A 26661-nucleotide genomic window follows, 5' to 3' on the forward strand; every position below is an offset into this window, starting at 1 on the left:
TCTTTAAGCCTCCATTATTAATAATTGTGGATCATGTAGTAATCGTTTAATATGGTTTAATGCGTTTTGGGCAGTTGCCCCATCAATTATTCGATGGTCGAAGCTTAAAGAGAGGGCAAGAACCGGTGCTACCACAATTTCCCCATTTCGTACAACCGGTTTTTCTGCAATTTGCCCAATCCCTAGGATGGCAACCTCCGGATGATTAATAACAGGAGTAAACCACTGTCCACCGGCGGAGCCGATATTGGATATCGTACATGAGCCGCCCTTCATTTCATCTGGTGCCAGCTTGCCATCGCGGGCTTTTGTAGCCAGTTCATTAATTTCTTTTGATAACGCAAAAATAGATTTGCGATCAGCTTCTTTTACGACCGGCACAAGGAGCCCTCTTTCCGTATCCGCAGCAATGCCAATATTATAGTAGTGTTTCTGAATAATTTCCTGTGCAGCGTCGTCAATCGATGTATTGAAGGTTGGATACTCCCTTATTGCAGAAACTAGAGCCTTTACTACATAAGGCAAGTAGGTCAATTTTATGCCTTTCTCTTGTGCTATCATCTTAAATTTCTTGCGATGGGCAACAAGGTCTGTCACATCAACCTCATCCATCAATGTAACATGCGGTGCTGTATGTTTAGAATTTACCATAGCCTTGGCAATGGCTTTCCGGATACCGCTCATTTTTTCACGTGTTTCTGGATACTGACCTTGAGGTAACGCTTGAACAACGTTTGCTGCAGCTGTTTCTTCAGTTTTCGTTGTTGCTTGACGTACAGGAACCCCACCACTGGCAAATTGATCAATATCCTCCTTTAGGATGCGTCCATTTTCACCTGTACCGGATATTTCAGCAATAGTAACACCTTTTTCACGGGCATATTTGCGGACGGATGGCATGGCAATAATCAGCTTGTTATCAGATATAGTTGCCGCCGCACCATTTGGAGCTGTTTGTGGGCTTACTTTTTGTTCCGGTACTGCTTGACTCCCTGCCGTTTGTTCCACCGGTTTGTTTTCATTAGCAGGTGGTGTCGGCGCCTCACCAGCACTTTCATAACCTTCTGCATCAATGGTTACTATGACATCGCCAACGACCGCAACCGTACCTTCTGCTACTTTTACTTCCAACACTGTACCTTCAACAGGGGATGGAATTTCCACAACTGCCTTATCATTTTGAACTTCACAAAGAACATCATCCTCTTTGACAGTATCTCCAGGCTTTACAAACCATTTGACGATTTCACCTTCATGAAGCCCTTCCCCGATATCTGGTAACTTAAATTCAAACGCCACGATTTTTACCTCCCTAGTATCTTTGAAATTAGAAATGAAGGACAGCTTTAGCTTTTTCCATAATATCTACATAATTAGGCAGCCATACATCTTCCGCTTGAGAAAATGGAAAGACAGTATCTGGTGCTGTCACTCGCAAGACAGGCGCTTCGAGGTGCAAAATGGCGCGCTCTGTAATTTCAGCAACTACATTCGCTGCCACGCCTGCTTGTTTTTGCGCTTCTTGGACAACAATTGCCCGATTTGTCTTCTTTACCGATTCAATGATTGTATCAATATCGATTGGACTTACCGTTCTTAAATCAATCACTTCGACATTAATACCCTCTTTTTCTAATTCTCCCGCTGCTTTTAAGGAAGAATGTACCATAGCACCATACGTAACAATGGTAAGGTCGGTCCCTTCCCGTTTCACATCAGCCTTACCAAGCGGAATCGTGTACTCTTCTTCTGGGACTTCCTCTCGGAAAGATCGGTATAGTTTCATATGTTCTAAAAAAACAACCGGATCATTATCACGAATCGCCGATATTAATAAGCCCTTCGCATCATAAGGAGTGGATGGGATCACGACTTTTATACCAGGTTGTTGTGCGATTAGCCCTTCCAGACTATCAGCATGTAATTCGGGAGTTTTAACCCCCCCTCCGAAAGGTGAGCGAACTGTAATCGGCGCCTGTTTGCTTCCACCGGAACGGAAACGCATCCGTGCCATTTGACCATTTAGAGAATCCATGACTTCATATACAAATCCAAAAAATTGAATTTCCGGTATCGGCCTGAATCCTTCAAGTGCTAAACCAATTGCGAGTCCCCCAATGGCTGACTCGGCCAGCGGGGTATCAAAAACGCGGTCTTCACCAAATTCTTGTTGCAGACCCTCTGTTGCCCGGAACACACCACCATTTACGCCGACATCCTCACCAAAAATTAGAACATTGGAATCATTCCGTAATTCAGTCCGCATTGCATCCGTGATTGCTTGAATCATCGTCATTTGAGCCATTGTTTATTTCGACTCCCTTCTTGCATACTCTTCTCTCTGCTCCTCTAAGTTCCGGGGAAGCTTTTCATACATAATATCGATTAAATCAGTAACCTTTTGTTTTGGGGCAGCATCTGCTTTCTTTATGGCTGCTTTTATATCTTCTTTTGCTTGTTCGATAATCTTGTCTTCTTCTTCCTTTGACCAAAGCCCTTTGTTTTCTAAAAATCTGCGGAAACGAACAATTGGATCTTTCTTTTCCCACTCATGATTCAAATCATCAGTACGATAACGGGTTGGATCATCTCCAGACATTGTATGTGGTCCATAGCGATACGTTAGCGTTTCTATTAAGGTTGGTCCTTCCCCATTAACCGCTCGTTCTCTAGCTTCTTTAACAGCAGCATAGACAGCAAGAATATCCATTCCATCAACCTGAACCCCTGGAATCCCAACAGCTAAAGCTTTTTGTGCAATTGTTCCTGATGCAGTTTGCTTTTCCACTGGAGTTGAAATCGCAAAGCGATTATTTTGGACAACAAAGATTGCTGGCGCCCTATAAGCTCCGGCAAAATTTAATCCTTCATAAAAGTCGCCCTGAGAGGAGCCGCCATCACCTGTATACGTGATTGCCACCGCTTTTTTCCCACGCTTCTTTAAGCCTAGTGCTACACCTGTTGCTTGAATAATTTGCGCTGCTATGATAATTTGCGGTGCTAAAGCGTGAACCCCTTCCGGCATTTGGTTTCCCATAAAATGTCCTCTAGAGAATAAAAATGCTTTATCAAGCGGAAGTCCATGCCAAATAAGCTGTGGAACATCACGATAACCCGGTAAAATCCAATCTTCTTTTTCAATCGCAAATTGGCTGCCTAGTTGTGAGGCCTCTTGACCAGCTGTTGGTGCATAAAATCCAAGCCTTCCCTGCCTGTTTAAGGAAATGGATCTTTGGTCGAGCACTCGCGTGTAAATCATGCGTTTCATTAGCTCCTTTAATTGCTCGTCTGACAATGAAGGCATGGCCTGTTCATTTACGATTTGCCCTTGTTCATTCATAATTTGAAAGATTTGAAACAACTCTTCCACTTTACTTACAATCGTTTTATCAAACATCATTTCCACCTCTTCATTTCTAATCGAATGACCGCTCGTGTAATTCTGTCCCTATAAATCAGACTTATATTACCCATTATGACTATTCATCTATTCACTCATACATTTCCCACCTACTATAAACTCCCATTAGTTATCTAATATTCTTTAATCCCAAATATTGCTCTTAAAGATAAGCGGGGTACAAAAAAAGCTGACTTTATAAGTGTTTTTGGCCACTTATAAAGTCAGCTTTTATATGCTTTTTATTTAAAAACAACATTTAACCCTGCTGCAAGATAAAATTCTTTTTTCTTTTTATTATATGTGTCCGTTAATTTGTTGAATTTTTCATTTTCTGTTACAACATTGTCATACATTTCATTTATTTTTTTCACTTGTGTTTCCAGTTGCTCTAATGTAAGTTGCTCCTTTTGAAACATTTGATATAACTCACGGTCCAAGCGAATCGCTTCTTCATAATATTGATTAAGCTTTTCATAAGAATTGTAACGGTCATTCATGATTTTCATTAATTCTTTGGCATTTCCCTTTACCTTTTCATCCTCAAGCTTATCAACTTTAGCTTCAGTCAATAAAAACTCTTTCTTCGCGGATTCAATGCTTTCTTTTTCTTTCTTTATTCTTGATTCCCGCTCATTAACAACATCTATCGCTTCTTGGGATAGAGCTTTTATTTGATCAAATTCTGACATCCCAAGCTTAATAATTTTCTCATATATGCTCTGTTCTTTTTTTTCTAATTGAACGAGTGGTTGTTGTTGGTCTTCAAACGCAGCTTCCAATGAAACAGCTTTTTCTAAATGACTGTAGATTTCTTCTTCAACAGACTTTCCGCAACCCGCTAGTAAGCCAATTAGTATAATGATAACAAAACTATTTTTCAAAAACTTATACAATCCAAGCGCCTCCTTATCTCAAACTTTAATTATAATTTCAAAATTATGGAATGACAACAGTAAACTCTAGTTATAATCTATCTTATGCGCTTGTCCACACAAATAGTCTTTTCTATACATTATAATTAAAATAGATGATTATTACTTATTATAAAAAATATGCTAAAATGAAACTTACTAAAGAATAAGGGATATTAGGAGGAGATGAATCATTGATTACAATGGATGATATTGTCCGCGAAGGACATCCTACATTACGTGATAAAGCGGAAGAGGTAAGTCTGCCTGCTTCCAAAGAGGATAAAGAAACATTACAAAAGATGATTGAATTTGTTATTACTAGTCAAAACCCGGACCTTTCGGAAAAATATGGATTGCGCCCAGGTATTGGTCTTGCAGCACCCCAACTAGGAATTTCAAAGAGAATGATTGCAATTCATGTAACCGATGAAAATGATGAGCTCTATAGCTATGCTTTGTTTAATCCAAAAATTATTAGTCATTCAACCCAATTTAGCTATTTAGCGGGCGGGGAAGGCTGTCTGTCCGTAGACCGAGATGTACCTGGTATCGTTCCTCGTCATGCAAAGGTAACAGTAAAAGCGGTTGATTTAGAAGGTCAAGAGGTTAAACTTCGCTTAACAGGGTTGCCTGCCATTGTTTTTCAGCACGAAATTGACCATCTAAACGGAATCATGTTTTATGACCATATTAATAAAGACGATCCTTTCAAGGCACCTGAAGATGCCATTGTAATAGAATAATTCATGGGCTATAAGGGCTGACATATAGATGTTGGCCTCTTTTTTATCTCCTTTCCAATAATCGCCATGAAACAAACAGCACACACTTACACATAATAAAATCAATTCAAACATAACCGGTATAAAAATTGGAAGAACGGAGATGAATGATTATGTTTAAACGATTAAGAGAAAAACTTAGAGCACATATGAAGGACTTATTACGCCGAAAAACGATCGCATAACTTAATATATTACAAAAAAAATTACAAAAAAAATGAAAAAGATTTCAATATCCGCTATAATGAACGAAGATGACTATTTGGAAAAGGCAAGGAGAGATTTTTAGTATGGTTTTTAAAGTATTTTTTCAAAATGTAAAAACTGAAGTACCTGTACGTGAACGTACACAAACGCTATATATTGAGGGAAAGTCTGTAAGAGATGTACGGAAAAAGTTAGCGGAAAGAAATCTTAACATTGAATTTATTCAACCACTTGATGAAGCCCATCTTGAATATGAGAAACGGTCAGAAAAATTTGTATTGGAGAATGTATAGATTATGAAATTTTTAAAAGAAGATCAAGTTGCTGTATTTGCTTTAGGTGGGATGGGTGAAATCGGTAAGAATACGTATGCAATTCAATATAAAGATGAAATTATCGTCATTGATGCCGGGATAAAATTCCCTGAAGATGAATTATTGGGAATTGATTATGTTATTCCAGATTATACGTACCTAGCGAAGAACCAAGATAAAATCAAAGGTGTCTTTATCACTCACGGACATGAAGACCACATCGGTGGCGTCCCCTATTTGCTGCGACAAATTAATGTACCAATCTATGGCGGTAAACTAGCTCTTGGGCTCATCAAAAACAAGCTTGAAGAGCATGGGCTTTTGCGACAAGCCAAATTAATCGATATTAAAGAAGAGGATTGTTTTAAGTTCAAACATTTAGCTGTTGAATTTTACAGAACAACACATAGTATCCCTGATGCTTACGGGATTGTTGTGAAGACACCTCAAGGGAATATCGTTCATACAGGTGATTTTAAATTTGACTTCACACCAGTTGGTGAGCCGGCAAATTTAACAAAAATGGCTGAAATCGGCAAAGAGGGTGTACTTTGCTTGCTTTCAGATAGTACAAACAGTGAAATTCCGGATTTTACAATGTCAGAAAGACGTGTCGGCGAAAGTATTCATGAAATCTTTAGAAAAGTGGATGGACGGATTATCTTTGCTACTTTTGCTTCGAATATTCATCGCTTGCAGCAGGTTGTTGAAGCTGCCGTTAAGAATAATCGTAAAGTAGTTGTATTTGGAAGAAGTATGGAAGCTGCGATCGAAATTGGATTAGATTTAGGCTATATAAAAGCACCAAAGGAAACCTTTATTGAGGCATCTCAAATTAATCGACTTCCAAGTAATCAGGTAACCATCCTTTGTACCGGCAGTCAAGGTGAACCAATGGCTGCACTTTCCCGGATTGCAAACGGCACCCATCGTCAAATTCAAATTAACCCTGGAGATACGGTCGTATTTTCATCTTCACCAATTCCTGGGAATACAATTAGTGTCAGCCGTGTTATTAACAGCTTATATCGTGCAGGTGCGGAAGTGATTTATGGTCCATTAAGTGATATCCACACATCTGGACATGGTGGCCAGCAAGAACAGAAACTCATGCTCCGCTTAATGAAACCAAAGTTCTTCATGCCAATCCATGGTGAATACCGCATGCTGAAAATGCACACTAAACTTGCAATTGATTGTGGAGTTTTACCTGAAAATAATTTTATTATGGATAATGGCGACGTTCTTACCTTAACAAGTAAGGAAGCATCCGTATCTGGAAAAATCACCTCAGGTTCTGTCTATGTTGATGGAAACGGCATTGGTGACATTGGTAATATTGTTTTGCGTGACCGCCGCATTTTATCTGAAGAAGGTTTAGTCATTGTCGTCGTAAGCATCGACATGAAAGAGTTCAAAATCATGGCAGGTCCAGACCTTATCTCAAGAGGCTTCGTTTATATGCGTGAGTCCAGCGACCTTATCAATGATGCGCAAAGCTTAATTGCCAAGCATCTTGAAAAAATCATGGAACGTAAAACAACGCAATGGTCTGAAATAAAGAATGAAATTACAGATGTATTAGGACCATTCTTATATGAGAAAACAAAACGGAAACCGATGATTCTTCCTATTATTATGGAAATCTAAACGCATAAAAAACCGCCTAAACTAGGCGGTTTTTTATGCGTTATCCATAATGTTTTTTTCGAATCTATCAATATCCCGATCAGCACCGATAACAATTAAAATATCGCTCTCGCGTATTGTTTCTTTTGCCATCGGTGATACAATGATTTGATTATGCCGTTTAATGGCAACAACGTTACAGCCATATTTTGCGCGAACGTCCAGTTGAATTAATGTTTTGCCATCCATTTTTTTGCTGGCGATGAGCTCTACAATACTATGTTCATCTGATAGTTCAAGATAGTCTAGCACATTGGTCGAAATCATATTATTGGCTATTCTTTGTCCCATGTCCCGTTCAGGGTGTACGATGACATCAGCCCCTATTTTAGCCAGCACCTTCTCATGATAATCATTTTGCGCTTTTACAGTAATTTTCTTAACTCCCAGCTCTTTTAAAATCAGCGTTGTTAAGATACTAGATTGGATATTATCACCGATAGCCACAATAACATGGTCAAAGTTGCGAATTCCAAGGCTTTTTAGAGACTTTTCATCAGTAGTATCCGCCACAACCGCTTGAGATACTATATTCGAAAATTCAGAAACGCGATCTTCATTAACATCAATCGCCAAGACTTCCATTCCCTCTTGAGCAAGTGTTCTGCATATACTTCCACCAAAACGGCCTAGGCCAATGACTGCGAATTCTTTTCTCATTAATGCATCCTCCGGTATAAGGTTTGGGTAAACCTTATTTTAACACAAATGGATACTAAAAACTGCCTAGATCTTTTTCTAAACAAAAAAGAAAAGGAACCCCCGCGGTTCCTTCAAATCGTGAATTTTATTGATTAATCCGGTTGTTAACTTCTTTGCAAACTTCTTCTGCTGTTAGGCCTCTCGCTTCAATAACAGGACCTTGTGTTACAGTATTTGCAATTCCCATCACATTGTTATCAAGCCCCGTTATAACACAAGCATCACAGCCCTTTGCATCAGTCTCTTGCTTTAACTGGACAACATTATGTCCATGTTCTTGTAGTGCTTGTTGAACATCTGTCAAGGACTCCTCTACACCAATTTTTGCCATAACTTCATCCACCTCCTTACTTCTACATTTTTTCCTAAAATATAGAAATTATACAAGGAGATAAATCAGCAATATCGCTGCAATATGTTACTCATTAATTGTTTCTTCCCTATCAGGCATAAAAAAGAGAAGGAATAAAGTTGCGATAGCAATCACTAATACAGTCCAATATACACTATGCAAGGATAACGACAATCCTTCCTGCAACATCTCTTTTGTTGATTTAATTAAATGGAGTCGCTCCTCTTCATTGAGGAGTGCATTGGCCGTTTCTATTGTGATTTCGTCATCCACTCCCTTTTGGACAAAAAAAGACTGTAGCCTGCTGTTTAATAAACCGCCTAAAAGGGCCGCTCCAACAGCACTTCCTAATGTACGCATAAACATATTGGAAGCCGTGGCAATCCCCCTTACATTCCACCCTACTGTGCTTTGAATCGATACTATAAAAGAGGTTGTCGTAAGCCCCATTCCAAAGCCAACAAAAAACGAGCCTAAGGCTGCCCATAATGGGCCTTTATCAGGAGACAGGGTTACAAACACTAGCGCCCCAATAATCAAGGAGAAACCACCAGCTACAGTTAATTTTCGATAACCAATTTTCACCACCATTTTTCCTGCTACAGTGGAGGCAATCGGCCAACCAATAGACATCGTCGTTAATGTAAAGCCAGCCACCATTGGAGATTTCTCCATTACCCCTTGAACAAAAGCTGGAAGAAAGCTGGAAACCCCCATTAACATCATCCCTGTCGTTAGAGAAGCAATATTTGAGACGCTGATCGCTTTATATTTCCATATACGAAGAGGCATCATGGGCTCACTAGCCCGGCGCTCCCGGATTAGAAAAAAACATAAGCCCATTAAAAATACAACTAGTAAACTAATAACTTGCCAGGAACTCCACCCCCAATGAACACCCCCTTCTACAAGCACAAGCATCAAAGCACTTACTGATACAACTAGAAGAATGGTTCCACTGTAATCGATCACCGGTTTCTTTTTTTCAACATCTTCCTGAAGATAAAGGCTAACGCCGATGATTGCCAAAATACCTAGCGGGATGTTCATCCAAAATACATAGACCCAACTAAGATAATTTACGAAAATGCCGCCCAAGACCGGGCCTAGTATAGCCGAAATTCCCCAAACACTAGATAAATAACCTTGAATTGAAGCTCTTTCTTCCTTCGTATAGATATCACCTACAATCGTTGTTGCAATAGGCATGACCGCGCCTGCCCCAATTCCTTGTATAAATCTGAAGACAATAAGCCATTTCATATGACTCGCAAACCCGCACAAAAGGGAGCCAATCAAAAAAATACAGACGCCAACTACAAATACCGGCTTTCTACCAAATAGATCCGATACCTTTCCATAAATGAGGGTCGTCGCTACCTGCATTAATAAATAAGCTGAAAAAACCCAACTATATAAAGAAAAACCTCCCAACTCGGAAACGATGCTCGGCATTGCCGTTGATACGATTGTTGCCTCTACCGCTGACATAAACATGGCCAGCATAACGGCTGCCAAAACGAAAGGCTTTTTTGTCTTAGGGTGACTCAAGAAATACACATCCTTCCAAACTATGAAAAAACAAGATTTTATGTTTACACGGATTTTTTGATGTTTTTTGTAAAAAGTTTAATAATTGACCTTCTTGTTAGGATGCCGATAAATAAACCATCATCATCTTCTATGCAAACAAAAGGATGATTAATCGTTAGGCCTAATGCCCTCATAAAATCATGGTGAACTTTGAGCGTCGGAATGTTGGAATTCATAACATCCTCTACCTTAAGCTGGGATAACTTTTCCATCTCAAATGACTGAATTCCAAGAACGGTATCTAAAATCATGGTTGTGCTAATCAAACCTTTTAATCTATAGGAGTGGTCCAAAACAGGGACTGCTGAATAACCGGATTTTGTTAATACTAATAAAGCATGCAGAAGTGGGTTATCACTTTGGACATGGGCCACTTTATCAGAACTGACCATCAATTCCTCAATATTGGTATTAAGTATGACCTCTTTCTGAAAACTAAACATAAAACTCCCCTTCCCTTCATATGTAAACGCTTTCCACCCACTTTATTATTGTACCATTAGCAAAGAATAAATTTCACTAAAATTGCCCTCAATTATTTAGAAAATGATTACTTCAAAAAAGTAAAAGACCATCCCAATATATGGGATGGTCCTAAAATGGAATTTATTCATCAGTGCTCATAATTTCAAAAACATCAATGGCGACCATATCGATATTATCAAATTGATAGGTCTTTGGTTTTTCGCCGGGCTGATATACCTCCAGCTCAAACATCTTTGTGTGGTCAAAATACTTTACACTACACTTTTTTTCACCATTTTTCTCAAAAAAGCGTTGTTTTGGCTCGACATTATTTTCATCATCCTGTAATGTCATTAAACGTTTTAAAATCCCATGAAGTAGTGACATTCCACTTCCCCTTTCAGCACATTTAGTTTTAGGATTCACATTCTACTGTTTGTCCATTCTTTCCTTTTCTATTTTGACAAAAAATATCTATCTTTACAATCGAAACTATTATCACTTACAATATTTTTTATAAGGGGGATGAAATTTTGAAAAAAAATCCAGTTAATTTAGGCCATAATATTTCGTTTTTTGATGTTTTTGACCTTGGGTTGGAAAATCGTACGGGTACATATGTGATTCATGACAAAAAATTAACGATTGTTGAAACAAGTGCCAGTCCTTCCATTCCATATCTTTTAGATGGTTTGAAAAAGTTGGAAATTGATCCGAAAGATATTCAATACATTGTTGTAACCCATATCCATCTAGACCATGCCGGAGGTGCAGGTCTTCTATTAAAAGATTGCCCGAATGCGAAAGTTGTAGTCCATCCTAGAGGTTACCGCCATCTAATGGACCCGTCACGTTTAATTGCTGGGGCAAGAGTCGTATATGGGGATGACTTTGACCGCTTATATGATCCCATCTATCCTATTCCAGAAGACCGGTTACTTATAAAAGAGGACGGCGAAACACTTGAACTTGAAGGTAGAACGCTAACCTTTTATGATACTCCTGGACATGCCAAGCATCATTTCAGCATCCATGACAGTTTCTCAAACGGAATCTTCACCGGTGATACAATCGGCATTTATTATCAAGATATTGAAGAATTTGATCTATTTCTGCCAACAACATCACCAAATCAATTTGATCCAGATGAAATGCTGCATTCATTAAAAGCAATTGAAGAATTAAATGTTTCCCAAATCTTCTTTGGCCATTATGGAATGTACAGAGATCCGAGTATAGTTTATGCTGAAATTAAGAAGTGGTTGCCAATCTATGTACAAACAAGTGAAAAAATATATAACGAGAACAAGTCGAAAACAATGGAGGAATTGACGCCGCTGATTTCTGAAAAGCTTTTTACTAAAGTAAAAGCGCACTTAGATGAAAAAAATATTCCGAATAATCACAAGGTTTATACGATTTTAAAAATAGATATCGACATCTGTGCGATGGGATTAGCCGATTACTTTATTAGACAGGAACACAAAAAATTGCAATAAAAAACGGAGCTTTCATAGCTCCGTTTTTTATTCTATACTTGGCTTCTCTTCGCTAATATTATAATCACTAATTCTCCAGCCGCTCTTTATTTTTTTCAAAGTGATTGATTCATAATGAGGCTTATCCCATATGACTGGTCCATCAAGTTCTGGTAAAAAATATTCATACACAATAATTTTGTTACGGCCTGTTATAATTTTTGTATTATCATCATAAGAATACATGGGGATAAAATAATCGAACACATCTGAACCATAAAGGATGAACCCTTCAGGCTCTGAAAATATATGTTCGGCCATAAATAACTTTTGGTACTCATCTGTAAAATATGGCGATAATACATCCCTTATTTCCTTTTCTGTCCGAAACTGATCGCCCAATGAAGTTTGTGCTTTAAAAGCTTCTTGTAAAAAAAGAAATGTATCTTCCCTGGACATCGCAACATTTTCTGCCTGAATAAAATGAACTTGTCCGATTAAAAGCAATAAAAGAAGTGCCCATATTTTTTTGTTAATCTTTTTCACGGTAATCACCCTTTCAAAAAAATTCCCCTTTAGAGGGGGAGATATTTATTCGTCCTGCAGGTCCCGAATCTTGATTCCTTTCTGAATATTAATTTCAATCGGAACTACATGGGCCTCCTCGTGACAAATCGGGCAACTCGTGTAACTTTGCATTATATTACAACATTTTTTACATGTGTATTTCACCATAATCATCCTTTCCACTATAAATAGTATATTTTAAATTTTATCAATGGATGTTCCTTCCTACGACAGTTTTCGTTCGTAAAATAACCTCAGCATTAGACAGTTATTTATGAGTTTTTCGTACAAAAAAAGACAAGACCGTCCAATTTGGACAGCCTTGCCACTATGCTAATCGTTATGAAGTTATACAATATGATAAACAATATAGGCTAAGATTAACGCTAACCCAACGATATAAGCCCAAAATACAGGATTTCTAGCGTAGGGAGATTCCTTAACTACAGCACTAATACTAGAATCAAGACCATTTTGCCTATTGTCTGCTTGGGCTTGACCAAGACGTATCGTCTGCACGAAGCCGATAATTAAAATGATGGTAAACAGGATTAATAACGTTATCGATAATTGAGACAAAAAACCACCTCGATTACTAGATATGTTACTAAACTTCCCGAATTTTAATAAATTATGCAAAAAGAAATCGTACTATCGTTACTGAATCTACAATAAGTTCTCTTGTTCAAAAAGAAACTCATAAGAAAGGTCAATAAAAATGTATAATTGTTCTGAAATCGGAAAAGAGAAAGTCCGGGTGATTTCGCCTGTTTCAATATCACTATATAAATCAGATAAAATACCCCGTTTATCATAATTCATCCTTACAATATTCTCTAAAAAATATGGACGCCAGCTCCAATTTTTGTTTTTATATTCTGCTTGGATGATCCACTCGTCATCCGATGTTTTAAAAAGATTCGCTGATTGTTGAAACCCCTCACCATCACAAATATAGATGCGGAAGCTTTCTTTTGAAAATTCTTGTGATACATGCTGTAAAATTTGATTAAAATCCTTTGTCTTAAACTTTTGGTTTGATTGGTTCATGCGATTGGTAAATTCGTTGCATATTTCATATTGGGCCGATAGTTTCCGCTTTTCGTGGGAAATGAAACTTTGAAATTCTGTTTTTAACAGATCCTTACGGTATTCTTTATCCAGGATTTTATAGGATGGCTTTGCCAAATAATATCCTTGATAATAGCGGCCATTATTTCGCCATGCATATTGTAATTGAAACAGCATTTCTATGTCTTCATAAAGAAGCGCTGAACCAACTTTTCTTGCAAGTAAAGATAAGGAATATAAAATATCTATATACGATTGGGCCGTTGTCGTTTGCCTTAATAAAGAGAGGTCAACTTTTAGGATATCAGGATTAAGAAGCCGTAAACGATCAAGATTGCTGCCATCCTTCCCAACGTTATCAATCGCTATTTTTATACCGTATGTACGCAAATACGTTAAAACATGGTTCAGCTGTTCAATATCCCCGTGAAAATTATGTTCGGTAATTTCTAGAACCATTCTTTTTAAATCAAGACCTTGTTCCTGAAAGGATAATAATAGCTGTAAAAGCGATTCCCCACGGTCAAGCATTAATATATTAGGATTGCGATTAATAAAAATCCTCAAATCCTCTATATGTGTCATTTCGCTTAATGCTTTTTTTGTTATATAGTCGTCGATTTCAACTCGATACTCCTCTGGAACAGATTCATCTTCAAAAAAAGAACCGATACTGTGGAAGTCTTGATCCACTTTCATCCGCCCAAGAATTTCATACCCGATAATCTCGTGGTCATCCGCACTAAAGATTGGCTGAAAAAAAGGCAATAATAATTCTTTGTTTGTTAATATTTCTAATGGATCCAATACGTCCCACCTCAAACTTTCTCTTCTCTAGTTATCTAATCTGTATGTTATTTTAACATAATTACGAAAAAAGAGGCCAACTTAAATGTGAGCCTCTTCAATAAATCTATTCATTTTCACGAATAAAATGGTTTGCCGCCTCTAATGCTGCTCCCGAGATAAAATGATAACCTTGTTCACGAAGGACATCTTCGATTGCAGCTAATAAATATGTCACATTTTCCTGCCTAGCATTGTAGCCCATTAAACCAATACGCCATATTTTACCTTTTAAATCGCCTAAACCACCGCCGATTTCCAAGCCGTATTTTTGCAGCAAACGTTTGCGAACATCAACGTCCCCGACATTAGCGGGAATACGGACGGCTGTAAGCTGGTGAAGGCGATGCTCTTCCTTAACCAATAATTCTAACCCCATTGCCTCTAAACCGGCATGCAATGCTCCACCATATAAAGCATGGCGCTTAAAGACATTTTCCAAGCCCTCATCTACAATTAGACGCAATGCTTCCCGTAATGAATAAATCATCGTAATCGGAGCCGTATGATGATAAAAACGCTCCTCACTCCAATAATTTTGAATCATCGAAAGGTCTAAATACCAGCTTTGAACTTTTCCCTTACGATTAGCCAAAACCTCTAGTGCACGTTGGCTTAACGTAACGGGAGCAAGCCCTGGAGGTGCACTAATGCATTTCTGTGTACCACTATAGGCAGCATCAATTTTATATTCATCAATCTTGGTTGGTATTCCGCCAATTGATGTAACCATATCACAAACAAATAACGCATTATAGCGATGTACAATTTCACTTAACTCTTCTAAAGGCTGCCGCACACCCGTTGATGTTTCCGAATGGACAACCGCTACCAGTTTTATATTCCCATGACTTTGAAGGGCTTCTTCAACCTTTTCTGGATCAATAATATCTCCCCAAGCACCCTCTACCGAAATGACTTCAGCTCCGCATCTTGATGCGACATCAACCATTCTCTGTCCAAATAATCCATTAACCCCGATTATTACCTTATCGCCAGGCTCTATTAAATTGACAAATAGCGTTTCCATCCCGGCACTTCCGGTGCCCGACATTGCCAATGTTAGTTTATTCTCAGTCTGATAGACTTGTCTTAACAAATCCATTGTTTCATTCATTATTTCAAGAAAAGCTGGGTCAAGATGACCAACTAGCGGCGTAGCCATCGCCTGAAGGACTCTTGGATGAACGTCACTTGGGCCTGGTCCCATTAAAATTCTTCTTGGTGGATTTAATTCTTTATACAATTCCCCTACCTCCTCTATGTCAATATAATATAATTTCCATTATAATCAGAAAAATCCTGCTACCTTAAAAAAAATATGTAAGCTTATGTCAAACTTTTGGATTTTACCCATGTCATGATATAATGGTGTTTATGTGATTTTATTTATAATGAAGATAGGTTGGTCTGTATGGAAATTGAGAGTGTGAAAATGACGAGGAGATCATTTATTAAACATATGTATAAGTTCGGGGTAGGTTCGGTCATCCTTTCAGCAATGGGTTTCGGCTATGCGCGTTATTTGGAACCCAAACAACTCAAAATCACGAGACGCTATTTACAATCAACTAAAATTCCAGCGAGCTTTGATGGAATTAAAATGGTTTTATTTAGTGATACCCATCTAGGTTTCAACTATTCCGTCCAGCAATTCACAGATTTGCTTAGCCTAATAAATGAAGAGGCACCGGATATTATCCTTTTTACCGGCGATTTAATGGACGCACCAAACAAATACAAAGAAATCGGGAAAATTACCCAGTTATTAAAGGAACTGCGTGCCCCGTTAGGGAAATACTCCATCTATGGAAATCACGACCACGGTGGTTATGGCACAGAAATTATTAAAATGATTATGAAAGAGGCTGATTTCGAGCTTTTAATCAATCGACATAAAAAACTTTATAATAAGATGAATGAGTATATTTACATTAGTGGGCTTGACGATGGCTTATTAGGAAAACCCGATCCTCAAAAAACATTGCAAGGTATTGAATCTACTGTTTACTCTATTTTACTGTCACATCAGCCAGATTTAGTCGATACGATTCAAAACTACTCGGTTGATCTTCAGCTTTCAGGACATAGCCATGGAGGCCAAATTCAACTGCCTTTTTATGGACCAATTTTTACACCTATTGGTGCTACAAAGTATATCGAAGGATTATACCAAGTTGGCTCTACGGAGCTATATGTGAATAGAGGAATTGGAACAACAAGAATGCCGTTTCGTTTTCTTTGTCCCCCTGAATTAACAATATTTACGCTTAAACCTGAAAAAGGAAGATGAGGAATATTATTCCTCATCTTCCTCCACGTGATACGCCATATCGTAAAAAAAAGCCTGACTATTGACAATAGCCTCGTTTTCCTTTCTTTGAACATAATGATACGTTCCGTCCTGGTCCATTTCACGTGCTTTCACATTATCCGTATTTGTAATCATAAGGATTTTCTTTACTCTTCTCTTTATTCCTTCGTCAAGAATCGGGAATAAGATTTCAACACGCCGCACCATATTTCGCGTCATCATGTCAGCAGAAGATAAAAAGACTTTTTCCGCTCCATTATGATAAAAATAATAAATCCGACTATGTTCTAAAAACCGGCCGATTATGCTCCGCACTCTTATATTTTCACTCACTCCATCCACACCCGCTTTTAAGCAGCAAATTCCCCGTACAATTAGATCAATTTTCACACCTGCTCTAGAAGCCTCATAAAGCTTCATAATTAATTCTTTATCTGTTAATGAATTCATTTTAAGTATCATTTTTCCGCTCATATGTTTTTTGTGAAACTCAATTTCATCTTCAATCAATTGAATTAAATCCTTACGGATATCAAAAGGCGATACAGATAAATAGTGAAAATCCGGCTTCTCTGTATAGCCGCTCAAATAATTAAAAAAGTTCGTAGCATCAATTCCGAATCCTTTAGCTGCGGTTAATAAACCTAAATCTGTATACACTTTTGCGGTAACATCATTATAATTTCCCGTACCAAGATGAACAAATCGCTCAATATTTTGGTTTCTCTTGCGGACAACGAGGGTGATCTTACTATGTGTTTTTAAATGGTTCATGCCATAAATGACATGGCAACCGGCCTTTTCCAGCTCTTTAGCCCAATGGACATTTTTTTCTTCATCAAAACGGGCTTTCAATTCCACTAATACTGTCACTTGCTTTCCGTTTCCAGCCGCTCTCTTTAAGGATTCAATGATTGGTGAATCTCCGCTTACCCGATAAAGCGTTTGTTTAATCGCTAAAACATCGGAATCATCGGCAGCCTGGGAAATGAAATCAACAACAGCTTCAAACGATTCATACGGGTGATGCAAAAGAATATCGTTTTTCGTTATAGCTTCAAAAATATTGTCCTCTCCAATTAGATCCAATGGAGGCTGCGGAATCAACGCTTGATAGGATAAATGCTCTTTTTTGGTTGTTATTTCTTTGTAAAAACTAAATAAAAATGTAAAATCCAATGGACCATTTTGAAAATAGATATCCTTTTCATGAATTTCAAGTACACTTGTCAAAAACTTTAAAATATTTTGATCAATTGAATCTTCACAAACCTCTAAACGGACAGCGGCACCCCATTTTCTTTTTTTAAGCTCCTTTTCGATTTCCTTAAGTAGATCACGCGCACCCTCTTCATGGATTGTCATATCGGCATTTCTGGTAATTCTAAACTTTGAGATTAAATTTACAATATAGCCTTTGAAGAGCTTATGAATATGATGGCTGATTACATCTTCCAACATCACATAAACTTGGCTATCATTGTGTGTTGGAATCTTAATAAACCGTTCCAATACAGCTGGAACTTGGACAATGGCAAACTTTTCACGATTATGTAGCTCCTCTTCTAATGGGTCCGTTAGCGAAATGACTAGATTAATACTTTTATTAGCGAGCATTGGAAAAGGGCGATAAGCATCAATTGCCATCGGTGTTAAAACAGGAAAAATTTGTTCATCAAAAAAGCTTTCTAAGTAGGCATGTTCATAGGAGGCCAACTCATCCATTTTTCGAAAGAAGATTTTTTCTTTTTCTAATAAAGACAATAACTTTTCCCTAAAGGTTGCGTACTGCAAGGCGACGATTTGGTGATTTTTTTTTGAAATGGCGGAAAGCTGTTCTTTCGGGGTTAATCCTGATTTATTTTCGGGTTTATTGAAACCAGCCTTTACTTGATCCTTTAGACCGGCAACGCGCACCATAAAAAATTCATCCAAATTCGAGCTGAATATCGCCAAAAACTTTAATCTTTCTCCAAGAGGATTTCCTTCGTCTAATGCCTCTTGTAAAACTCTTTCGTTAAAAGCGAGCCAGCTAAGCTCGCGGTTATTATAAAAGCGCGGATGCCCTAAATCAATTTGCTTACTCTCTAGAAGATTCATGGCTCGGGAGCCTCCTTATTAAATGTTGGTTCCAGAAAAATGAAGAATGATATTTCGTTTCAATGCCTTTTCTAAATGTTTTTTTTGCTTTTCAGCTTGGTATTGTTCAGCCTGCCAATTTTTTGAGCAAATGATGTGCATGATAAGCTCTTCGTTTTGCTCTCGTATTTCTATTTTGTTAACGATATTCCGCTTTGTTTCATTTAAGGCATAGGCAAATCTTAGTACTGCCCCAATTATTCTGATTACAGTTAATTCATCCTTAGAAAACCACTCAGCGAATGGCGCCAAGTATTGTTTTAAGATTGTCTTTGATTTGTAGGACGCTATCGCCGCCAAACGGAGTCTCTCACGATGCGTAAGACCATCAATTGTCCGGTTAGCAAGCAAATAGAATGTATGCTGACTACTCGCTTCACCATCAATATAGCGTCCAAGTTGAAACAAGAGAGCAGCGCGTTTCGCTTCAAGAAGATGCGCATCGGTAATGCACTTATAGCCCATACTTCTCAATAAATGTAAAATTGCGATAGCATTCCTTGAAACTTGAATTGCATGATTGATATTAATCTCATATTCATATTCTATTTCGAAAAGGCTTTCTTCAATGACATTAGGAAACATTTTTATTTCTAATGGTTTTAACAGTTCCTCAAAAAACACACCATCCCGAAGTCCATTTCGACTTAAAATAAATGAAGTTGCATTCGTGATATGGTTAAATACACTAAAAACTTCAAGCGCCGGAAAAATAATATCGGCACGGTCCTCTGATAAGCCTTCCACCCTTTTCAACTCTTCAAATGAAAGTCCAATTAAACTGTTTTTTACAGCCGCCAAATCACTGCCGTTCATTTCATATTGATGAAGTCCCCCCAAAGGATACATTTTGCGTCTTTGGTCAATTTGGGCAACGTTGCGGGCACTACCACCGATACCTATAAGTGGGATATTTTTATCTTTTAGCCAATCAACTGCCTGAATTTCCTTTATTAAATAGGCTTTAAGCTGCAATAGCTCTGCTAAAGTAGGAATCGGGCCTCGCATAAATTGTTGTCGTAATGTAAGGACACCGAACGGAAAGCTATGGTAATTGATCATTTTGCGGTCTCGAAAATAGGTTACCTCCGTACTTCCGCCACCAATATCTATGGTAATACCCTCAGTCAGCGATGTGGAATTAATAACGGCTAAATAACCATAGAAAGCTTCTTCATATTCAGTAAGGATCCTAACATTTAGATTCGTATACGCCTGAATTTTTTCGAGTATTTCACGTTGATTTTTTGCATTTCGAATCGTAGCTGTAGCCACTACTTTTAAATTGGTAACACCATGATAAGTTGTAATATCTTCAAAATTTTTTAAAGTGGCAATTAATAAATTTATCCCCTCATCACTTAGGACATACTCTTGATCCAAGTAATTACGAAGACGGGCCACAGATTTAATATTTTCGACCTCTTTAAATCTCCCCATTTTTTCATGACGATAAATAACGAGTCTCATCGTATTTGATCCAATGTCAATAATTCCATATTTCTCTTGCATACTAACCAGTCCAATCCTGCAAGTTTTCCTAATTATAATAAAAGCAGTGAATCACCTGGATCCACTGCATATTAATATTATTCAGGCATAGGTGTTGGAGTTCCTTCCACACCATTATTCCCATATTTCTTATCAACAATCTTACGAATAGTTTTTATATCTGTACCTTTTTCATACTCTGCTTTAGCCTCACGGGCTATATCAACACAGATTCCTCAGCCAAGGCCCATGCTATCCAACTCTGCTACATCTCCATCAACAGAATCTATGAAACAAGCTGTATTGTTAGTATGGCCATCGGTTTCATAACAACCACAATAGCAAGGCATATAATCCAATACTTCGGGATGTTCTGCCGCAAACGCATAGGCTTCCAACGTTTTTGCTTTCCCGTATTGCGTCATGAGTGGGGACCACTCTTTTGTCTTTAAATTATATTCCATTTTCATATTTTCAGGTTTTGTTGCAGCCTCATCATTCTCTTTATTAGATGAATTACAGGCAGACAAAGTAAACAATAGTACGCCTGCTACAATCGTAAACAAGAGTTTCTTCATTCAGACACCTCCTACTTTGAAGTAATCTAGTAGTGTTTTTCATCTCTACGTAATAGTAACATGTTTTTACTATTATTGCCTACGACTTTTTTGGTTAAATGAGATATTCACAAAGTTGCTATATTATTTACTACTAGTAGTTGTTGGATTTCACTCGCTGTTGTATAATAATAGAAATTATATGAAAGGAGTTAATACAATGGAGCATACAATTGAGGAACTCTCCCGTGCTCTCTTCATCGTGAATCGACACGCAAAAACTGCCCCAAATCCAAAATTTCTCTACCTTTTAAAGAAAAAAACACTTGAGAAATTAATTCAAGACGGTAAAGCCAGGAAGCTAGGTCTCCACTATTCCAAAAATCCAAAAAATAGTCAACAGCGCTCGGATTTACTCGTTTCAGTTGGAGAATATTATTTTCATATCCCTCCCCAAAAAGCTGATTTTGCCTCTCTGCCTCATCTTGGTGAATTAAATGATACATTTCGTAACCCCAAGACAAACCTACCATTATCAAAGGCAAAACATATTTTGCAAAGCTATACGGGTATACATGATACCGACCCAAGCAATAACAAGCAAGGCCCGCCTCCAAAAAACAAATATACAAAACCTGTTTTCAAAAAACTCGGTCAAACTTACTTTTAACTTCAATGAAGCAATGGACCAGAAAAAGGCGAGCCTAATGATTTGGTAATCGCCTTCTCCATTCCTTGATCCACATTTATTCATGAATTAATGGTGTCATCCACTCGCTTAAAAATGATTCTAAACTACCACTAAATCTTTTATGCTGTAACTCATCCATTTTAAAATGATCAATCATTTTTCCTTCAAACATAAAAATAACTTCCTCACATAAAAACAATACTTCCTGATAATCATGGCTTATAAAAACTGTCGTTGTTTTTGTTTCTTTTAAAATATGTCGAAAATCTTTTAATAGCCTTCTTCTCGTAGGAAGGTCCAATGCTGAAAATGGTTCATCTAAAAATAAAATCTCTGGGTTCGTTGCCATCGCTCTAGCAAGTGCAACCCTTTGAACCTCTCCACCAGAAAGGGTTTTTGCTCTCTCTTCTGCCAAATGTTCAATGCCAAACTGGCTTAACCAATAAAAGACCGTGTCTTTCATTACTTTCTTAGGTACTTTTCTAAATTTAAGGGCAATTGCCACATTATTAAACACAGTTGTGTCAAGCATTAATGGCTCTTGAAAGACAACAGAAACCTTTCGGCGTTCAGTGAGACCTGCCTTGCCTGGAAAAACTTGTTTCCCATTGAAACGAATCACTCCGCTAGTTGGCTCCTCTAATAACGCCATTACTTTCAGCAGAGAACTTTTCCCTGCACCATTCGGCCCAATAAGTGCCACCACTTTTCCTGTGTTCACAGCCAATTTATGAAGCGAGACAATTTCCTTGTTCTTTTTTAATACTGTAATATTATCTAAATGCAGCATAATCTTCACCTTCTTGGATCCTTCTGTTGCAGCAATGTCAAACCTAAAGTAATAAAATAGGCTAAGAGCATCAGGATGACCGATATGCCGATAGCAACTTCTGTATGACCCTTAGAAACTTCCATTACGGTAGCGGTTGTAAGGACTCGTGAATATCCTTTAATGTTACCACCAACCATTTGTGAGGCTCCAACCTCTGACACGACAGCTCCAAAACCCGCAATAACAGCAGCAAGTAAAGAAAACCGTGCCTCCCGCAAGACAAGAAATAGCATTTGCAGCTTCGTTGCCCCTAACGCTTTCATTTGCATTCTCATTTTATCATCAACCTGCATAACAGCTGCACATGTTAACCCCATAACGACCGGTGAGGCAATGACAGCTTGCGCAATCACGATGGCCGTTGGAGTAAATATTAAATCCAATTGCCCTAAAGGGCCATTCCGAGCCAATAACAAGTAAACCCATAATCCTACAACAACAGGAGGGAAGCCCATCATCGTGTTTACAACACTTATAATAAAACGTCGGCCTGGGAAATGAACCCAAGCTAAGGCAACACCAAGCGGAATGCCGACTAGTAAGCTTATAAATGTGGCTGACCCTGATACCTTCAGGGTCAGCCACGTGATTTCAAATATTTCAGGGTCGAATGTTATAAGCATTCGAATGGCTTCTAACAAACCGTTCACTATCATTTCCATAGAACAGTCACCTTTTCTAATTTTTAGAACAGTACACTTGCACTTTCATTTATTATTTCGTTTTGGCATCTGGGAAAAACAACTGTTCACCATACTCATCAACACCAAAATCACCAATCACCTTTTGTGTCCCAGGAGCAATCATAAATTCAACAAAGGCTTTTCCTGCTTCACCGTTAATATTCTCAAACTTTTCAGTATTTACCTGCATAACATGATAAATGTTTAAAAGACTTTCTTCGCCCTCAAGCATAATATCAAGATTCAACTCATCTTTTAAAGCTAAATATGTTGCACGGTCTGTCAATGTGTATCCGTCTTTTTCTGACGCAACCTTTAAAGTAGCCCCCATGCCTTGTCCAGTTTCCTGGTACCACGTTCCACTTGGCTTAATACCAGCTTTTTCCCATAATCCTAATTCCTTTTTTTGTGTACCGGAATCATCACCACGTGACACAAATATTGCATTTGACTCGGAAATTTTCTTCAATGCTTCAACTGAAGTAGCATGTCCTTTAATACCAGCTGGATCATCTTTTGGTCCGACAAGAATAAAATCATTATGCATAACCAATTGGTAATTTGTAGCAACCCCGCTATCAACTAAAGGCTTTTCAGATTCAGGAGCATGAACTAATAATACATCTGCCTCTCCATTTTGCCCCATTTCTAAAGCTTTACCGGTACCAACGGCAATCGTTTTAACCATATATCCTGTTTCTTTTTCAAACATCGGTACTAGTACATCTAATAAGCCACTGTCTTGTGTACTCGTTGTTGTCGCCAATACAAACTCTTTTTTTCCAGCAGGATTGTTGTTTGTAGCTTGTTGTTCGTTTTGTTGTTCAGTTTGCTTGTCTGTTGCTTGTTTTTCCTGATTGCTAGAGCAACCTGGAAAGATTGCTAATACAGCAGCCATGAAGACTAGCAAGAATACCTTGTTTAGATGTTGTTTGCAATTTTTCATTATTTTTCCTCCTCTAGTAAATGACCTATATCTTTTGTGTCATATCCCCCAAGCTGGGTGATTTTTTCTTTCAAACGTGCTTTTTGTAATACACGAATAAATGCCTGTCCCTGGTTACTATGATAAAATTCAGGCTTCATAATGAAGTCATAACTTTCCTGCTTTAAAAAGACGAAATCCAGCCCGAGAGTATTAGCTGCACTTTCAGACCCTAATGCCATATCAGCCAGGCCACGTGCAACCTTCAATGCTGCACCAATATGCGTTCGTTCAGTATCGTTATAGCCAGCAATTTTATCTATAGAAATATTAAGCTTTCTTATGTAATAATCGAGTAAAATCCGCGTCCCAGAACCTTTTTGTCTATTGATGATTTTTAAGTCAGAACGTGCTATGTCTTGCCAACATGTCAAATTTTTAGGATTTCCTTTAGGGATAATCCACCCAATATTCCGTTTTACAAAGTGGAGGATGTACATCCTCTCTCCCGGAAAAATTCTTTTTACAAACGGTACATTGTATTGCTTTAATTCTTCATCATATAAATGGCATCCAGCTATATCACATTTACCAAAATATAAGTTTAATAATCCATCCATACTCCCAGTAAAAGCTGTAAAAAAGCGAATATCTTCATATGATTCCTTCATTTCGTTCACTAGTTCTTCAATTGCCAAGTCGTGACTCCCCAAAAATAGGATAGGATGTCCATTTATACCACTAGTTAAAGGTATATTTGATTCAGATGATGTATTCTTTTCACTATGATCGGACAGATTTTGTGTCTTTGTTTCGTAACCGTGCTTATAATTTTCTATCATCTCAGGATCAAAACGCATTTTTCTACCAATTCTTATCGCTTGAAGTTCGCCTCGCTTCACCATTTCATAGACGGTATATTTCGAAATTTTAAGGATATTTGCAACTTCTTCCGGCTTTAATAAATCCCGGTCCAACCCAACACCTCCTTTACCTTGAAATTATATCACTATCATAAACTAACAAAACTCAATTTAAAAGTAATTTATATCATTTTTGTAAACTTTTATTAAGTTATGTTGGTTTTTATTAGTTTCCAACTCAAAAAAAATCGAGAGTGCCCATTTCGGACCTCTCAATTTCATAATCTAAAGTGCATATTTATCAATTAATTTAACTAGCTCAAGAATTTCTGGCTTGCTTACCTGTTCAGTAGCTCCGACTACCTCCCCTTTATGGCGAAGATCGTCAGTAATTAGTGAAGAGAAAATAATCACCGGAAGCACCTTTAGATTTTCATCGTCTTTAATACGTTTTGTCAGATGATGTCCATCCATTTTCGGCATTTCTATGTCAGTTATGACAATTTGAACTTCGTCTGTTAAGTTTTTCCCGGATGATACGGTGCTCTCTAAATACTCTAAAGCATCTTGCCCATTTTCAAAGAATGTTAACAAACTGAATCCAGCCTCCTCCAATGTTTCCTCAAGAAGTTTCCGCAGCAAGGCTGAGTCTTCCGCTATCACGATTCTTTTATTTGAACGCTCTCTAGTTCCGAGGCTCTTTAAGCGATCAATATTTATTCCTGAATCCGGATTAATATCGACAACGATTTTTTCATAATCTAAGAGAAGCACCATCTCATCCTTCATCTTAATGACACCAATAATCTGACTTTCTAAGCCTGTATACATTTCATTTGGTTTTTCAATTTGATTCCAAGAAATACGATGGATTTGCGATACTGTATGAACGTGAAAGACAATTTTTGTCTTATTAAACTCACAGACAATGAATTTATCTTGTTTTGGATTTTGAGAAGGCGGAAAACCAAGAACAGTCGACATATTCACAACTGGCAAAACTTCCCCACGAAGCGTTATGATTCCTTCAACTGACGGATGAGCATGGGGAACAACTGTTACAGGAACTGGATTAATGATTTCCTTTACTTTAATAACATTGATTCCAAATTTATTATTGCATACTCCAAACTCCACAATTTCTAATTCATTTGTACCACTTTCTAATAAAATACCTTTATTATTTTGACTCATCCTCTCGCCCTTCCATAAAAAATAGTACTTCTATTATATTGTATTTTTTGCTTTTTTAAAATAGAAATTACCAATAACAATAATATTATCATAATTTTATTACAATTAGTTGTGAAGTTTCTAAATTTTTAGAATATTGTCTTTAAATCATACAAACTACATGCTATTATTTAAGTAGTTGCCCTTAAAGGAGACGATTGGAAGTGAAACAACCCCTTAGTAGTAATAACAATATTATTTGTTTTAAAAATAAAAAAGATCAATTGACTAAAAAGTTTTATAATGAGATGACTTATTTAATAGATGATTTAATGGATAAGCAACAACAAGCTGTTGCTTGGCTGCTTTATTATGGAATGAAGGACCACTATCCGATCAATACAGTCGGCTTCAGTTTAGAACTTTGGTGCAACTATTGCGATGAAATCGATCCCTTTATTGATGATGAACGAAAATTTGCTGCATCAATAGAATTATTTGTTATAAAACTGTTAGACCTTACTTCTCATAGTAAATTTGAAATTTTATATAAATACGGTCTACATAAATTATATGATCCTTTAACGCTCGAAATTTAGCGTACATACGA

The 26661-nt window shown here is 37.6% G+C and carries 28 protein-coding genes; 7 read left to right on the forward strand and 21 right to left on the reverse strand.

The features are described 5' to 3' along the window. Positions 1-3 precede the first annotated feature (3 nt). The 4 genes from ACNQFZ_RS03915 to ACNQFZ_RS03930 all read right to left on the reverse strand — a co-directional run bounded on the left by ACNQFZ_RS03915 (position 4) and on the right by ACNQFZ_RS03930 (position 4296). On the reverse strand, positions 4-1299 hold the full coding sequence (locus ACNQFZ_RS03915) for a dihydrolipoamide acetyltransferase family protein (protein ID WP_458414048.1): 1296 nt from the start codon (positions 1297-1299) through the stop codon (positions 4-6). Between the two features lie 28 nt (positions 1300-1327). Next, a complete protein-coding gene (locus ACNQFZ_RS03920; protein WP_458414049.1) occupies positions 1328-2305 on the reverse strand; it encodes an alpha-ketoacid dehydrogenase subunit beta in 978 nt (325 codons plus the stop codon). A gap of 3 nt (positions 2306-2308) precedes the next feature. Continuing rightward, positions 2309-3397 (reverse strand): pyruvate dehydrogenase (acetyl-transferring) E1 component subunit alpha, encoded by a 1089-nt coding sequence (gene pdhA, locus ACNQFZ_RS03925; RefSeq protein ID WP_458415301.1) that lies wholly within the window; start codon positions 3395-3397, stop codon positions 2309-2311. 245 nt (positions 3398-3642) lie between these two features. Then, a complete protein-coding gene (locus ACNQFZ_RS03930; protein WP_458414050.1) occupies positions 3643-4296 on the reverse strand; it encodes a YkyA family protein in 654 nt (217 codons plus the stop codon). A 212-nt stretch (positions 4297-4508) separates the two neighbouring features. On the opposite strand from ACNQFZ_RS03930, the gene def reads away from it, so the two are divergent. The 3 genes from def (at position 4509) to rnjA (ending at position 7270) form a co-directional block, all read left to right on the forward strand. After that, entirely contained in the window at positions 4509-5060 is a 552-nt protein-coding gene (gene def / locus ACNQFZ_RS03935; protein ID WP_458414051.1) for a peptide deformylase, read from the forward strand. A gap of 329 nt (positions 5061-5389) precedes the next feature. Then, a complete protein-coding gene (locus ACNQFZ_RS03940) occupies positions 5390-5599 on the forward strand; it encodes a DNA-dependent RNA polymerase subunit epsilon (protein WP_458414052.1) in 210 nt (69 codons plus the stop codon). A gap of 3 nt (positions 5600-5602) precedes the next feature. Continuing rightward, positions 5603-7270: a ribonuclease J1 gene (gene rnjA / locus ACNQFZ_RS03945; RefSeq protein WP_458414053.1), complete on the forward strand. Its 1668-nt coding sequence runs from the start codon at positions 5603-5605 to the stop codon at positions 7268-7270. Positions 7271-7303: 33 nt separating this feature from the next. Here the strand turns inward: rnjA and ACNQFZ_RS03950 are convergent, their stop codons facing one another. The 5 genes from ACNQFZ_RS03950 to ACNQFZ_RS03970 all read right to left on the reverse strand — a co-directional run bounded on the left by ACNQFZ_RS03950 (position 7304) and on the right by ACNQFZ_RS03970 (position 10808). Further along, the gene (locus ACNQFZ_RS03950; protein WP_458414054.1) at positions 7304-7969 is read right to left on the reverse strand and encodes a potassium channel family protein; all 666 of its coding nucleotides are present in this window, start codon (positions 7967-7969) and stop codon (positions 7304-7306) included. Between the two features lie 127 nt (positions 7970-8096). Continuing rightward, entirely contained in the window at positions 8097-8342 is a 246-nt protein-coding gene (locus ACNQFZ_RS03955; RefSeq protein WP_458414055.1) for a YkuS family protein, read from the reverse strand. A gap of 87 nt (positions 8343-8429) precedes the next feature. Continuing rightward, positions 8430-9914 carry an MDR family MFS transporter gene (locus tag ACNQFZ_RS03960; RefSeq protein ID WP_458414056.1) on the reverse strand — a complete coding sequence of 495 codons (1485 nt, stop codon included), beginning with the start codon at positions 9912-9914 and terminating at the stop codon, positions 8430-8432. Positions 9915-9958: 44 nt separating this feature from the next. Continuing rightward, complete coding sequence (gene cbpB, locus ACNQFZ_RS03965; RefSeq protein ID WP_458414057.1) at positions 9959-10399, reverse strand: cyclic-di-AMP-binding protein CbpB; 441 nt, start codon at positions 10397-10399, stop codon at positions 9959-9961. A 163-nt stretch (positions 10400-10562) separates the two neighbouring features. Then, positions 10563-10808: a YkuJ family protein gene (locus ACNQFZ_RS03970; protein WP_458414058.1), complete on the reverse strand. Its 246-nt coding sequence runs from the start codon at positions 10806-10808 to the stop codon at positions 10563-10565. 146 nt (positions 10809-10954) lie between these two features. On the opposite strand from ACNQFZ_RS03970, the gene ACNQFZ_RS03975 reads away from it, so the two are divergent. After that, positions 10955-11920: an MBL fold metallo-hydrolase gene (locus tag ACNQFZ_RS03975; protein ID WP_458414059.1), complete on the forward strand. Its 966-nt coding sequence runs from the start codon at positions 10955-10957 to the stop codon at positions 11918-11920. A gap of 27 nt (positions 11921-11947) precedes the next feature. On the opposite strand, the gene ACNQFZ_RS03980 is transcribed toward ACNQFZ_RS03975, so the two are convergent. The 4 genes from ACNQFZ_RS03980 to ACNQFZ_RS03995 form a co-directional block, all read right to left on the reverse strand. After that, the gene (locus tag ACNQFZ_RS03980) at positions 11948-12445 is read right to left on the reverse strand and encodes a DUF3993 domain-containing protein (protein WP_458414060.1); all 498 of its coding nucleotides are present in this window, start codon (positions 12443-12445) and stop codon (positions 11948-11950) included. A gap of 369 nt (positions 12446-12814) precedes the next feature. Continuing rightward, a complete protein-coding gene (locus ACNQFZ_RS03985; RefSeq protein WP_458414061.1) occupies positions 12815-13045 on the reverse strand; it encodes a hypothetical protein in 231 nt (76 codons plus the stop codon). Positions 13046-13132: 87 nt separating this feature from the next. Next, the gene (locus ACNQFZ_RS03990; RefSeq protein WP_458414062.1) at positions 13133-14344 is read right to left on the reverse strand and encodes an EAL-associated domain-containing protein; all 1212 of its coding nucleotides are present in this window, start codon (positions 14342-14344) and stop codon (positions 13133-13135) included. A 106-nt stretch (positions 14345-14450) separates the two neighbouring features. After that, positions 14451-15629 (reverse strand): pyridoxal-phosphate-dependent aminotransferase family protein, encoded by a 1179-nt coding sequence (locus ACNQFZ_RS03995; protein WP_458414063.1) that lies wholly within the window; start codon positions 15627-15629, stop codon positions 14451-14453. Positions 15630-15797: 168 nt separating this feature from the next. On the opposite strand from ACNQFZ_RS03995, the gene ACNQFZ_RS04000 reads away from it, so the two are divergent. After that, a complete protein-coding gene (locus tag ACNQFZ_RS04000) occupies positions 15798-16676 on the forward strand; it encodes a metallophosphoesterase (protein ID WP_458414064.1) in 879 nt (292 codons plus the stop codon). 6 nt (positions 16677-16682) lie between these two features. Here ACNQFZ_RS04000 and ACNQFZ_RS04005 read toward each other — a convergent pair whose 3' ends face one another. The 3 genes from ACNQFZ_RS04005 to ACNQFZ_RS04015 all read right to left on the reverse strand — a co-directional run bounded on the left by ACNQFZ_RS04005 (position 16683) and on the right by ACNQFZ_RS04015 (position 20905). Then, entirely contained in the window at positions 16683-18797 is a 2115-nt protein-coding gene (locus tag ACNQFZ_RS04005; protein ID WP_458414065.1) for an RNA degradosome polyphosphate kinase, read from the reverse strand. Positions 18798-18815: 18 nt separating this feature from the next. Further along, positions 18816-20348: a Ppx/GppA phosphatase family protein gene (locus tag ACNQFZ_RS04010; RefSeq protein ID WP_458414066.1), complete on the reverse strand. Its 1533-nt coding sequence runs from the start codon at positions 20346-20348 to the stop codon at positions 18816-18818. Positions 20349-20425: 77 nt separating this feature from the next. Beyond that, complete coding sequence (locus ACNQFZ_RS04015; protein ID WP_458414067.1) at positions 20426-20905, reverse strand: PCYCGC motif-containing (lipo)protein; 480 nt, start codon at positions 20903-20905, stop codon at positions 20426-20428. Positions 20906-21104: 199 nt separating this feature from the next. On the opposite strand from ACNQFZ_RS04015, the gene ACNQFZ_RS04020 reads away from it, so the two are divergent. Next, a complete protein-coding gene (locus ACNQFZ_RS04020; protein WP_458414068.1) occupies positions 21105-21554 on the forward strand; it encodes a YkyB family protein in 450 nt (149 codons plus the stop codon). Positions 21555-21630: 76 nt separating this feature from the next. Here the strand turns inward: ACNQFZ_RS04020 and ACNQFZ_RS04025 are convergent, their stop codons facing one another. From ACNQFZ_RS04025 to ACNQFZ_RS04045, 5 genes are all read right to left on the reverse strand, one after another. Beyond that, on the reverse strand, positions 21631-22365 hold the full coding sequence (locus tag ACNQFZ_RS04025) for an ABC transporter ATP-binding protein (RefSeq protein WP_458414069.1): 735 nt from the start codon (positions 22363-22365) through the stop codon (positions 21631-21633). A gap of 5 nt (positions 22366-22370) precedes the next feature. Then, the gene (locus tag ACNQFZ_RS04030) at positions 22371-23069 is read right to left on the reverse strand and encodes an ABC transporter permease (RefSeq protein ID WP_458414070.1); all 699 of its coding nucleotides are present in this window, start codon (positions 23067-23069) and stop codon (positions 22371-22373) included. Between the two features lie 52 nt (positions 23070-23121). Further along, positions 23122-24036 carry a substrate-binding domain-containing protein gene (locus ACNQFZ_RS04035; protein ID WP_458414071.1) on the reverse strand — a complete coding sequence of 305 codons (915 nt, stop codon included), beginning with the start codon at positions 24034-24036 and terminating at the stop codon, positions 23122-23124. Continuing rightward, on the reverse strand, positions 24036-24992 hold the full coding sequence (locus tag ACNQFZ_RS04040) for a substrate-binding domain-containing protein (protein WP_458414072.1): 957 nt from the start codon (positions 24990-24992) through the stop codon (positions 24036-24038). The genes ACNQFZ_RS04035 and ACNQFZ_RS04040 overlap by 1 nt, the downstream gene beginning before the upstream one ends. Positions 24993-25163: 171 nt before the next feature. Continuing rightward, positions 25164-26072 carry a chemotaxis protein gene (locus ACNQFZ_RS04045; protein WP_458414073.1) on the reverse strand — a complete coding sequence of 303 codons (909 nt, stop codon included), beginning with the start codon at positions 26070-26072 and terminating at the stop codon, positions 25164-25166. A gap of 203 nt (positions 26073-26275) precedes the next feature. On the opposite strand from ACNQFZ_RS04045, the gene ACNQFZ_RS04050 reads away from it, so the two are divergent. Continuing rightward, complete coding sequence (locus ACNQFZ_RS04050) at positions 26276-26650, forward strand: hypothetical protein (RefSeq protein ID WP_458414074.1); 375 nt, start codon at positions 26276-26278, stop codon at positions 26648-26650. Positions 26651-26661: the final 11 nt, after the last annotated feature.

It is taken from the genome of Schinkia acidoalkalinis (assembly GCF_054301215.1).

Excerpts from the sequence above, each read along its gene's own strand:
- cbpB (WP_458414057.1), bottom strand. The coding sequence starts at position 10,399 with ATGTTTAGTTTTCAGAAAGAGGTCATACTTAATACCAATATTGAGGAA.
- ACNQFZ_RS03970 (WP_458414058.1), bottom strand. The coding sequence starts at position 10,808 with ATGTCACTACTTCATGGGATTTTAAAACGTTTAATGACATTACAGGAT.
- ACNQFZ_RS03940 (WP_458414052.1), top strand. The coding sequence starts at position 5,390 with ATGGTTTTTAAAGTATTTTTTCAAAATGTAAAAACTGAAGTACCTGTA.
- ACNQFZ_RS04010 (WP_458414066.1), bottom strand. The coding sequence starts at position 20,348 with ATGCAAGAGAAATATGGAATTATTGACATTGGATCAAATACGATGAGA.
- ACNQFZ_RS03955 (WP_458414055.1), bottom strand. The coding sequence starts at position 8,342 with ATGGCAAAAATTGGTGTAGAGGAGTCCTTGACAGATGTTCAACAAGCA.
- ACNQFZ_RS04000 (WP_458414064.1), top strand. The coding sequence starts at position 15,798 with ATGGAAATTGAGAGTGTGAAAATGACGAGGAGATCATTTATTAAACAT.
- ACNQFZ_RS03950 (WP_458414054.1), bottom strand. The coding sequence starts at position 7,969 with ATGAGAAAAGAATTCGCAGTCATTGGCCTAGGCCGTTTTGGTGGAAGT.
- pdhA (WP_458415301.1), bottom strand. The coding sequence starts at position 3,397 with ATGTTTGATAAAACGATTGTAAGTAAAGTGGAAGAGTTGTTTCAAATC.
- ACNQFZ_RS04045 (WP_458414073.1), bottom strand. The coding sequence starts at position 26,072 with ATGAGTCAAAATAATAAAGGTATTTTATTAGAAAGTGGTACAAATGAA.
- ACNQFZ_RS04020 (WP_458414068.1), top strand. The coding sequence starts at position 21,105 with ATGGAGCATACAATTGAGGAACTCTCCCGTGCTCTCTTCATCGTGAAT.
- ACNQFZ_RS03920 (WP_458414049.1), bottom strand. The coding sequence starts at position 2,305 with ATGGCTCAAATGACGATGATTCAAGCAATCACGGATGCAATGCGGACT.
- ACNQFZ_RS04005 (WP_458414065.1), bottom strand. The coding sequence starts at position 18,797 with ATGAATCTTCTAGAGAGTAAGCAAATTGATTTAGGGCATCCGCGCTTT.
- rnjA (WP_458414053.1), top strand. The coding sequence starts at position 5,603 with ATGAAATTTTTAAAAGAAGATCAAGTTGCTGTATTTGCTTTAGGTGGG.
- ACNQFZ_RS04025 (WP_458414069.1), bottom strand. The coding sequence starts at position 22,365 with ATGCTGCATTTAGATAATATTACAGTATTAAAAAAGAACAAGGAAATT.
- ACNQFZ_RS04030 (WP_458414070.1), bottom strand. The coding sequence starts at position 23,069 with ATGGAAATGATAGTGAACGGTTTGTTAGAAGCCATTCGAATGCTTATA.
- ACNQFZ_RS04035 (WP_458414071.1), bottom strand. The coding sequence starts at position 24,036 with ATGAAAAATTGCAAACAACATCTAAACAAGGTATTCTTGCTAGTCTTC.